The 10,577-nt window shown below is 49.6% G+C and carries 8 protein-coding genes; 1 reads left to right on the top strand and 7 read right to left on the bottom strand.

The window, feature by feature from the left end:
* Positions 1–304 precede the first annotated feature (304 nt).
* From rpsO to miaB, 7 genes are all read right to left on the bottom strand, one after another.
* A complete protein-coding gene (gene rpsO / locus HQ41_RS08270; protein WP_044190360.1) occupies positions 305–574 on the bottom strand; it encodes a 30S ribosomal protein S15 in 270 nt (89 codons plus the stop codon).
* Between the two features lie 130 nt (positions 575–704).
* The gene (locus tag HQ41_RS08275) at positions 705–2,003 is read right to left on the bottom strand and encodes a glycosyltransferase (protein WP_052405357.1); all 1,299 of its coding nucleotides are present in this window, start codon (positions 2,001–2,003) and stop codon (positions 705–707) included.
* Positions 2,000–3,514 (bottom strand): oligosaccharide flippase family protein, encoded by a 1,515-nt coding sequence (locus HQ41_RS08280; protein WP_044190363.1) that lies wholly within the window; start codon positions 3,512–3,514, stop codon positions 2,000–2,002. The genes HQ41_RS08275 and HQ41_RS08280 overlap by 4 nt, the downstream gene beginning before the upstream one ends.
* Before the next feature lie 2 nt (positions 3,515–3,516).
* Positions 3,517–4,605 carry a chorismate synthase gene (gene aroC / locus HQ41_RS08285; RefSeq protein WP_044190366.1) on the bottom strand — a complete coding sequence of 363 codons (1,089 nt, stop codon included), beginning with the start codon at positions 4,603–4,605 and terminating at the stop codon, positions 3,517–3,519.
* A gap of 116 nt (positions 4,606–4,721) precedes the next feature.
* Positions 4,722–5,306, bottom strand: coding sequence for a GNAT family N-acetyltransferase (locus HQ41_RS08290; protein ID WP_044190369.1), 585 nt, complete (start codon positions 5,304–5,306; stop codon positions 4,722–4,724).
* Between the two features lie 833 nt (positions 5,307–6,139).
* A complete protein-coding gene (locus HQ41_RS08295; RefSeq protein WP_044190372.1) occupies positions 6,140–7,024 on the bottom strand; it encodes a neutral zinc metallopeptidase in 885 nt (294 codons plus the stop codon).
* A gap of 53 nt (positions 7,025–7,077) precedes the next feature.
* A complete protein-coding gene (miaB, locus tag HQ41_RS08300; RefSeq protein ID WP_044190375.1) occupies positions 7,078–8,481 on the bottom strand; it encodes a tRNA (N6-isopentenyl adenosine(37)-C2)-methylthiotransferase MiaB in 1,404 nt (467 codons plus the stop codon).
* A 409-nt stretch (positions 8,482–8,890) separates the two neighbouring features.
* On the opposite strand from miaB, the gene HQ41_RS08305 reads away from it, so the two are divergent.
* Positions 8,891–10,387 (top strand): acetyl-CoA hydrolase/transferase family protein, encoded by a 1,497-nt coding sequence (locus HQ41_RS08305; RefSeq protein WP_044190378.1) that lies wholly within the window; start codon positions 8,891–8,893, stop codon positions 10,385–10,387.
* Positions 10,388–10,577: the final 190 nt, after the last annotated feature.

Raw genomic sequence — 10,577 nt, forward strand, 5'->3', positions numbered from 1 at the left:
AAATTAATAGAGATTTCGGAGGCAAAATTAGCCAATCACATATGCCTTAGAAATACCTACATCAGGCTAAAATAGAGGCCAGTAGGCTACCAATTAGTTAGTAATGCTGGTGGCGATATTTGGGGCGCTTCCTTCTCTTGTTTTAGCAATATGCTGTTCTCTAGTGATTTGTGTTTTCTGTGATTTGCTAGAGGCTACCTAAACTAAGGTAGCCTCTAGTGGTTACTTGGTAAAAGAAACAGGGAGAAGAGCCTGATGGCTCCTCTCCCTGCGTTTGGGGTTTGTGTATCGTTATTTCAAACGATTAGCGACGAATACCTAGCTCCTTGATAATAGCACGATAACGCTCGATATCATTGTGTAGTAGGTAGTCGAGCATGCGACGACGCTTACCGATGATCATCTTGAGTGCGCGCTGAGTGCTGTAGTCCTTGTGATTCTTCTTCAGGTGCTCTGTTAGGTGAGCGATACGGAAGGTGAATAGAGCGATTTGGCTCTCGGGGCTACCTGTGTCAGTGGCGTTCTTGCCATACTTCTCGAAGAGCTCAGTCTTCTTAGCTGAATTTAGATACATTCGTTCTTTATATTTAATAATGAAACCTTAATACCGCTCCCGCCTCACTGAGCAAGACGCTTGCGGATCGTGGCTGCAAAGGTAAGGATTTTATTTCTTAAATCTTTCATCTATCACACAATTATTTCTTTTATAGCTCCATTGGCTCCGCAAATCGCCCATAGAACTCTAGATGTTCGTTAGCGATACATCGGCTGGAGAGGTGGGCGACGCTGCTTTGGCAAACCTCTTGACTCATCTCTCGCTGTATGTGTGGCTCTAGAGCGGCGAGTATTTGCTGGGCGAACGCCTTCGTATCGTATGCCTCTACGAGGTAGCCATTCTTGCCGTCTTGGATAATATCCTCGGGGCCAAAAGACCTAAAGCTCACCACGGGGCAACCAGAGGCTAAGGCCTCCGTGAGGGTCTGTCCGAAACTCTCGAAAAGCGAGGTTGATAAAGTGAGGTCGGCGAGTTGATAGAGCTGTATCATCTGCTCAGCTTGACTGATGGAACCTAGCGTGCGAGTGTCGATGCCAAAGTCATCGCCTTTGTAATCTGCCTTAATCCTGCCAACTAGTAGTAGGGTTAGATGCTTGCATTTCTCAGGAGCGATGATTCGCAGCTGTTGGGTAACCTCTTTGAGTAGCTCGAAGCCCTTGACGCTATCATCGAGCCGAGCTGCTGCTACCAATAGATACTTACGGCTAGGGTCGTACCAAGATGGAGTAGGTAGCTCAGACACTTGTCTATACTTCTCTAGGTCTATTGGAGGGGGGATGACGATTGGTCTCTTCCCGTGCATTATGAAGCTCTGCCCGAATAGCTCGGCCTCTCGGTGGCTAACAGCGATGTAGTGAAACGGACTTCGTGCGAGAAAGGTTTTGCGCCTGCATACTTGAGCCGATAGATCACCCCTTCTATTAGATGATAGTAGAGGACAGGCTCCGCAGCCAGTGGTATAGCTGTGGCATTGCGCCAGAGTATTCTCCCCGAAAGATAGAGGTAGGTGACATAGCCCAGTGGCAGGCCATAGGTCATGTAGCGTCCACACAATAGGCTTACCCAATAGGGCAAGTCTGCGAAGCCCTGTGAGGCTTAGATAGCCTTGGTTAATCCAATGTAGATGCACTACATCAGCCCAGTCTACCCACGGATGTCCACTCACGTCGAAGCCCATATTCGCTGTGGAGATGCGCCATAGATGCTCCCGCCTCCCTCCGCTGTGAGCGAGTATCTCCAGCCGTTCGCCTGCGAAGTAGATGTCAGCACGAAGCCTATCCCAGAGGCTTTTCTTGACCCAATCTATCCGATCGTCCGTGATGCTGGGAGCATTGAGTAGGAGCAATCGTACATCAGCTCCAGCAGAGCATAGTGCCTCGAAGAGCCTACGACAGGCGTGAGCCGCTCCTCCGCCCTCTAGGGTGCGTGATATGAGCAATATCTTCATCGCCACAAGCCGTATTTGTTTTGGACGAACTCTCTAACCTCTGGTATTACCCCGAAGGGCAGGATAGCTAATAGGGCAGACACTCCCAGCACGACCGAGCGTAGTGCCATATCTAGCCAAGGAGAGCCAAGGTCGGGCAGTAGCTCGTGGGCTAACAGCATAGACAGCGTAATGGGCAGGACAATCAACATACGCTTGGAGAGCGGGTGGATACCTAGTCGCCAGCTTAGAAGTCCTTGCTGTAGGCCATAGCCCACGATTGCTGTGATGAGAGTCGACATCGCTGCGCCCATAGTTCCGAAGATAGGAATGAGGAAGAGGTTAGCTATAAGGGCGACGATGATGAGCGACAGTGTGTAGTAGAGATTCCAATGATAGTAGGGGGAACAACTGACGATAGGGTGGCTCGCCGTGAAGGTAACCTCTACGAGCTTCGCCAACCCGAGGAAGAGAAACGTGTTTTTGCTCTCTAGATAGCTCGCTCCTGCTGGCATAATACTCAAGATATTGTCCATATTGCACCAGATCCCAAGGAAGATGATGAGGCTTGTCAGGAGCTGATAAAACGAAACTTGCTCGTAGATGAGGCGTGTGCGTGCATAGTCCTTGTGCTTCATGACCGAGGCAATGCGTGCAGTGGCGATGCCGATGATTGCCCGTGTAGGACCCTCAACGATAGATACCATGAAGAAGGCCACGGTGAATACTGCCACAGATGATAGTCCGTCCCGATCGACGAAGGCTAGGAGAAGGAGATCCATACGCCCTGCTAGAGTAGTGCCGACAGTGGCCAAGAAGGCCAATAAGGTATATCGCCCGAAAGTGCGCTTTAGTTCTGGGGTAAGGAACGATTTGTCATGCCGAAAGTTGAGCCTCGTTAGGCGACTTAGATAGGTTAGACTTGTGAGCATACTTAGCCCGTATGCCAGTACAAACAACCCGATAAACTGGGGGAAGCTGACCCAGCCTAGGGCATAGATGATGTAGGAGGTAAGGAGCAGTAGTCTGAGTATGAGCTCACGTATAGTTTTGGGTACGAATAGCTTGAGTAGCTGTATGCTGTACAACTCCGAGATGGTCCAGAGTGTAAGTAGTAGAGTCAAGGGAATGACCCATAAGTAGTAATCTACGAACATTGCACTATTCCTCTCGAATAGGGCTGTGATTGGCTTGCGCAAGAGGTAGTATAGAGGTAGAGTGATACACGACCCTAGCAGTGCCACTAGGCTGATGTGGCGAAAGAACCCATGATGTATGATGCTACCCCGACCAGCCCCGAGCGAAGCCTCGTCATAGAAGTAGGGGAAAAAGCGGCTGATTGAAGTGGTTAGCCCCAGAAGACCAAAGCCCGAGAGTAGGGTAGCGACCTCGACAAGCAGGCGAGTTAGCCCCACTTCCTCTGGTGTGAGGTAGTTGGTTAGTATGAAGAAAGTCGTCAGAAAGCCAACTGCTACACCTATATAAGTAACGATAGTCCCCTTGAGGCTCTCTTGTGCTACTATATTGGCCATACCTAGTGTAGCTCTATCGGTTGCGATGATCTCGAGAGCAGGTAGAAGTCTGCCAATACGAGGCAAACCATAGCCTCTACTACGGGGACAGCACGAGGCACGACGCAGGGGTCGTGCCTGCCTCTTGCGCTTAGGCGAATCGTCTCGGCATTGATATTAGCACTGGTTTGCTCCTTGGCGATCGTAGCCGTAGGCTTGAAGGCAACCTTTAGTCTAAGCCTCTCGGAGTTGCTGATACCCCCAAGGACTCCACCCGAGTGATTGGTGCGGTGGTTGATGACACCCCCCTCGGTCGTCATCTCATCATTGACGAGGCTACCTCTAGAGCTAGCCATTGCCCAGCCATTACCTAGCTCAAAGGCTCGAGCAGCATTGATCGAGAGCATCGCAGAGGCCAGCCGAGCCGATAGTTTGTCGTAGATGGGTTCGCCCCAGCCAGTGGGTAGCCCTCGTGCGATACAGCTAACTACTCCTCCCACGCTATCCCCATCGGCCTGCACTCGGTGTATCTCCTCTTGCATCAGACGGCTCTTCTCTACCTCTGGGCAGCGAACTATGGAAGCCTCTATCTCCGCTCTCTGTATCTCGTCTAGATACCCTTGGGTAAGGGTAACTCCTCCGATAGAGCTCGTATAGGCCAGTACCTCGACGCCTAGCGTAGCGAGTAGCTGTGCGGCTAGAGCTCCAGCCACCACTCGTATAGCCGTTTCTCGTGCCGAGGCTCTGCCTCCCCCTCTAGCATCACGAATGCCGTACTTGGCTTGATAGGTGTAGTCTGCGTGTGAGGGGCGAAATACAGAGGCTAGGGCGTCATAGTCCGACGAGCGTTGATCTTGATTGCGGATAATGAAGCCAATGGGAGTGCCGAGGGTTTTACCATTAAAGATACCCGAGAGGAACTCAACACGATCTTCTTCTCTGCGTGTGGTGCTCACGGACGACTGGCCGGGCCTGCGGCGCGCCAAAGCCGCTTGTATGGCTTCGAAATCTACCGATAGACCAGCAGGCATTCCGTCCAAAACGCCCCCGATAGCTACGCCGTGGGATTCGCCGAAGGTTGTCAGCCTAAGTATCCGTCCGAATGTATTCATCTAAATGTGCTGTAAGCTAATTTATAGCCACAAAAATACACCAAACTCTCCGCCAAGCCAAGGGCCGAGTTGGAGGTTTGCCACTCAGACTATGGCTTTTGTCAGATTAGGTGTTTTTACTGCGTTACCGCATCGTTTGGTCGTAGACCAGCATTCTTTTGGGCGATCCAGTCTTGCAGTGTGATTTTGGTGAAATGCTCAGTACGAAAGTCGTTGATTAATGGAACTGCCCTATCGTACTCTGTGTGACTATATGTAAAACCGCACTTCTCTTGTACTCGTTGGGATTTTGTATTGCCTTCGAAGTAACCACACCAAACAGCTGTTTGTCCTAGATCCTCAAAGATATGCCGTAGGAGCTCATTGACGGCTTCGGGGATTAGACCCTGCCCCCAAAATGGTTCTCCAATCCAGAAGCCGATTTCGCACTCATCGTTGGCCATGTTCGCACTATAAACTTCGCTTCTTAGAGTCATAATCCCAATGCTACCGATTGCTTCCTCGGTTTCTTTCATCACAATTGCATAGGTATTGGGGGCAGACAAAACAGTTTTGATTATCTCACGGCTATTCTCAATGCTTGTGTGTGGAGGCCAGCCTGCAGCAGGTCCGATGTTGTGGTTTTGGGCATATTTATAGAGCGCTTCTGCATCACTTTCTTGCCAAGGCCTTAAGATTAGGCGTTCGGTTTGTAGGTTCATCTTGTGTTGTTACTATGATTGGGAAAATTTGAATGTGAAAGTAACTCTTTCCTTGTTTATATGCAATTGGCGATGTCCCCAGTCAGCGAGCTAAGGCTTCTCGTATGTAATCGTTGTTGTGTGCTATTGGTGTGATATCTCTTGATAGCGCTTTTTAATCTTTTGCGTTAAGATGTGTAAATGCTTTGCCTCGTTTTTGGGTAAAGTAGATGAGCTATTCTCGAAGTTTGATTGAGCTGTCTAATAAAATTGAAGGGCTGATTTTTGAGGATTGATGGATTGGTCTTGGGCGATGTGTCCACCAATTCTGTAAGATTGATGGGAAGAAATGTTGAGATTCGGGCTTCTTTTAAGTAGAATTACTTAAGTGTATGTTTTATATGTTTGTTTTACAGTGCTTTATTGAGTCTTTGTTTTAGATGCTTGTTTTTGTGTGTCAGGTCCTAAGTGCCAAAACGAGGTTGAGTGCCGTGTAGAGCTTTCTAGGGGCCAAATACGAGGTTTGCATATTTTCATCTACTCCCAGCCGTGTTTTCCCACCAATATCCGCAAGTTTGACCCAAAATATAAATCGGGCCTTCGCGAAAGCGCATTGATTCCTCGCCCTAGCTGTGTGTCATTATTCTCCAGCTGGGCAAGGACTTCGCTTTAGGTCTTGGCTCTAGCGCCCTCTATTGCAGCATTGCTTGCCTTGGCATAGCTAGAGCTAGCTCTTCCTTGCTCTCGACCTATGCAACCCTTGTTTTTGCTCATTCTGAAGAACCCAGAAGGGGCTATGGCAAAATCAAATCTGCCATAGCCCCTTCCCCTAATTCATTGTCGTTACCCTTAGGCTAGAGATCTCTGCTGGCGAAAGTATCTCCTAGCTCAAAGTTGCCCGTCGTGTAGCCGAGTTTGAACCATTTTGCTCTTTGAGCCGATGTCCCGTGTGTGAACGAGTCTGGTACAGTATAGCCTTGAGCTGCTTTTTGCAGTGCATCATCTCCAATGGCTTGAGCTGCTCGTATAGCTGACTCTAGATCCCCCTGCTCGAGAGCAATAATGCCCATTTGGGAGGCGTAGTGTGCCCACAATCCGCCGAAGAAATCTGCTTGCAGCTCTAAACGAACACTCATAGCATTGTATTCCTTCTCACTTATCTGGCCACGCAATCTGTGTACCTTATCGGTAATGCCCAGTAGATGCTGTACATGATGTCCCACCTCGTGGGCCGTCACGTAGGCCATTGCCAATTCACCCGGAGCTCGAAAACGCTCTGCTAGCTCACGGAAGAAACTAAGGTCGATGTAGACCTTGCTATCGGCAGGACAGTAGAAAGGGCCCATAGCGCTAGATGCGCCACCGCAGGCCGAGGTTGTTTGGTCGGTAAAGGCTACAAGTGTAGGTTTCTCGTACCTCTGCCCCAACTCTTGGGTGAAGATGCGCTCCCAAACTTCGTTGCAGCTGTTGAAGACTCTTAACGTAAAGGTTTTCCACTCCTCGTGTTCGTTTACCCTCGTGGGGTCTACGACCTCGGTCTGTGAGCCACCATTGCCCATGCCTCCTACGACAGAGTCTGCCATTTGGAGCATCTGCCCCGGGTCTTTGCCCAGCAGCAGGGATACTATCACGATGACGATACCAGCTATCCCTCCTACGGCGAGCTTGCCACCACCGATGCGACGACCTCTTCGATCCTCGAAGTTGCTGTTGTCGTCATTGTGTCTAAGCCATTTCATGCCTCAATCTCCTATTTGTTTATCGTTATACTGCACACTTATTCTATATGAGTTTAGTTCTCTGGAGCAGGCGTCCAGCCCTCGGCAGGCTTCGCTGGCTTCCCCATTAGGGTCGCCGAGGTGGCCGACTCTACTACGACCTGTACATACTGTCCCACTCGATAGCCTTGCTTGTCGAAGACTACCACTTTATTCTGCTGGGTGCGCCCGAATAGATGTTCGCGGCTACGCTTGCTGAAGCCCTCTACCAGTACCTCTACGGTCTTGCCAATATCCCTCTGATTGCTTTCGAGTGATAGCTGATTTTGCAGATCTATCATCTCGCTTAGGCGGCGTAGCTTGACGTCCTCGGGTACATTGTCGTCTAGATATTTGGCTGCGTATGTGCCGGGACGCTCGCTGTACTTGAACATGAACGAGGCATCGTAGCCAACCTCTCGCATCAACTGTAGTGTCTTCTGGAAGTCCTCCTCGCTCTCGTCGTGGAAGCCGCAAAATAGATCACTGCTGATCGCACAGTCTGGCATCACTGCTCTTATAGCTTCTACACGATTGAGGTACCACTCACGTGTGTAGCCTCGCTTCATTAGTTTGAGGATATGGTTGCTACCAGACTGAGCAGGAAAGTGGATATGACGACAGATGTTGGGATACTTGGCCATCGTCGCAATTGCTTTGTCGTCCATATCTTTGGGGTGAGGCGAAGTAAAACGTATGCGCATACCCGGTACTGCCTCGGCCACTGCGGCCAATAGATCGCTAAAGTCGTATGTGCGCTCTGCACTCTCGTAGCGATAGGAGTTTACGTTCTGCCCCAGCAGTGTTACTTCTCGGTAATTTTTGCTTTCGAGGTCCTTGACCTCTCTCAGTATGCTTTCGATCTCTCGGCTGCGCTCACGCCCTCTTGTGTAGGGGACGATGCAGTAGGTACAGAAGTTGTTGCATCCACGCATGATAGACACGAAGCCAGAGATGTGCACGCTGCCGATCTTTAGGGGCATCACGTCCTTATAGGTCTCTTGTGTGGATAGCTCCACGTTGATAGCTTTCTCGCCACGCTCTACGGCGCCGATGAGATTTGGCAGATCAAGGTAGCTGTCTGGCCCTACGACGAGGTCTACTCCGTGCTTGTCTATCAGCTCTTCTCGTACACGCTCGGCCATACAGCCTAGGATCCCGAGTATCATATTGCGTTTGTGCTTGCGACGGATAGCATTGTAGTACTCGATGCGGTTGAGTACTTTCTGCTCGGCATTGTCCCGTACAGAGCAGGTATTGATCAAGACAGCATCGGCCGTTTCGGCATGCTCGGTTAGGTAGAACCCGTCCATCTGCATGATGCTAGCCACCACTTCGCTGTCTGCCACATTCATTTGGCAGCCGTAAGTCTCGATAAAAAGACTTTTTTCCGTCTTAGACTGATCGGATTTAGAGTCCGGAGTCTGGGTTTGATTCATAAGAGTAAAACGTTTAGTTAGATGAATTTTCTCAAAACTTTTGCAGAACAAAAATATTCTTCCTATATTTGTGCTAGGAAAATGTAAGATTTTTCATAGTTAAGGTTTTGGTTAAATAGGTTGGAGCAAGCTGGGAAGTTTGCTCCGCTTTTTTTATGTATCTCTACACCTAGTATGAAGTAATTAACCAACTGCCTCAAATATTCCTTACAGCCCTGCTCTGTTACGAGATAAAATACTTAATTTTGACGGCATAAAATTAATAAAACTTACGGACTTGCCTCTAGGAGTTTCTTATCGGTGGTTTGGTTAATATAGTTTCGATAGTATATAACGAAGGGATCGGAAACGAGGGGTTGGGTCTGCGAGCACCGAGGATATATAGATTACTTATTATTATAGTATTGCTATGGCTTTGAAATTTATCACTGCAGAAGAGGCTGCAGCAGTTGTACAGCACAACGACAACGTTGGCTTTAGTGGGTTCACGCCTGCAGGCTGTCCCAAGGTAGTACCCGAGGCTCTGGCTAAGCGAGCACAGGCAGAGCATGCCGCTGGACGAGAGTTCAAGATCGGCATGTTTACCGGGGCAAGCACAGGCCCTCATCTCGATGGTGCTCTTGCTCGAGCTGGTGCGGTTAAGTTCCGCACTCCTTACCAGTCGAATAAGGATATGCGCAATGCAATCAATGCCGCAGAAGCTCCTTATTTCGACATGCACCTCTCTATGCTTGCCCAAGAGATGCGATACGGCTTCCTCGGCCCAGTCAATGTGGCCATCGTAGAAGCAGCAGACGTTACTGAGGACGGCGAGATTGTGCCTACTAGCGGTGTGGGTATCTTACCTACAATCTGCCGTATGGCAGACAAGATCATCGTTGAGCTCAATGATCGTCACCCCAAGGAGATCCGTGGTATCCATGACTTGTGCGAGCCACTAGATCCTCCCTACCGTCAAGATTTGGGCATTAATAAACCAGACGACCGTGTTGGTCAGCCTTTCGTCAAGGTAGACCCAGCCAAGATCGTGGGGGTAGTACGCACTAGCGAGCCCAACGATGAGAGCGAATTTGCTCCACTGGACGAGGTAACCAAGGCTATTGGCGACAATGTAGCCAAGTTCCTCGTGAGCGAGATTGAGGCAGGGCGTATCCCCGCAGAGTTCTTGCCCCTACAGAGTGGTGTCGGTAATGTTGCTAACGCCGTGCTCGGTGCCCTAGGAGATAATCCTAGTATCCCTGCTTTCAATGTCTATACGGAGGTAATTCAAGATGCGGTGATTGGCTTGATGAAAAAGGGTCGTGTCAAGTTCGCTAGCGGTTGCTCGCTTTCTGTGAGTCGCCCAGTGATTCAAGACATCTATGCCAACCTAGACTTCTTCAAGGATAAGCTACTTCTGCGCCCTCAGGAGTACTCCAACAATCCAGAAGTCGTGCGCCGCTTGGGTATTATCACGATCAATACAGCTCTTGAGGCAGATATCTTTGGCAATGTCAATTCGACCCATGTTAATGGTACACGTATGATGAATGGTTTGGGTGGCTCTGGAGACTTCACTCGCAGCGGCTATCTATCTATCTTTACGACCCCATCGACAGCCAAGGACGGCAAGATCAGTGCTTTCGTACCTATGGTATCTCATCATGATCACAGCGAGCACTCCGTCAAGATCTTTGTGACGGAGTACGGAGTGGCCGACCTACGAGGCAAGAGTCCGCGCCAGAGAGCCGAAGAGATCATCGAGAACTGCGTACACCCAGACTACCGCCCTCTACTGCGTCAGTATCTAGAGCTAGGCGTCAATGGTCAGACACCTCAGTGTCTAGATGCTTGCTTTGCGTTCCATAAGCAGATTGCTGAGACGGGCGATATGCGAGATGTAGACTGGAGCCAATATAGAGGTTAGTTATCTCTCAATCCATTATTACTAGATAGGCAGTCTGTCGGGATTTATATCTTGGCAGGCTGCCTATCCTTGAGACTATTGCGCAATGCGCCGCTCAAAGGTTCTTGTATCTTTCTCGGTGTTTTTTGAGTGTTTGAGCGGCTTTGGGAGCCTTGAATACTATCCCCCTATCCCCATCCCTGAGGGAAAT

This window comes from Porphyromonas sp. COT-290 OH860 (assembly GCF_000768935.1).
Lineage (GTDB): Bacteria > Bacteroidota > Bacteroidia > Bacteroidales > Porphyromonadaceae > Porphyromonas.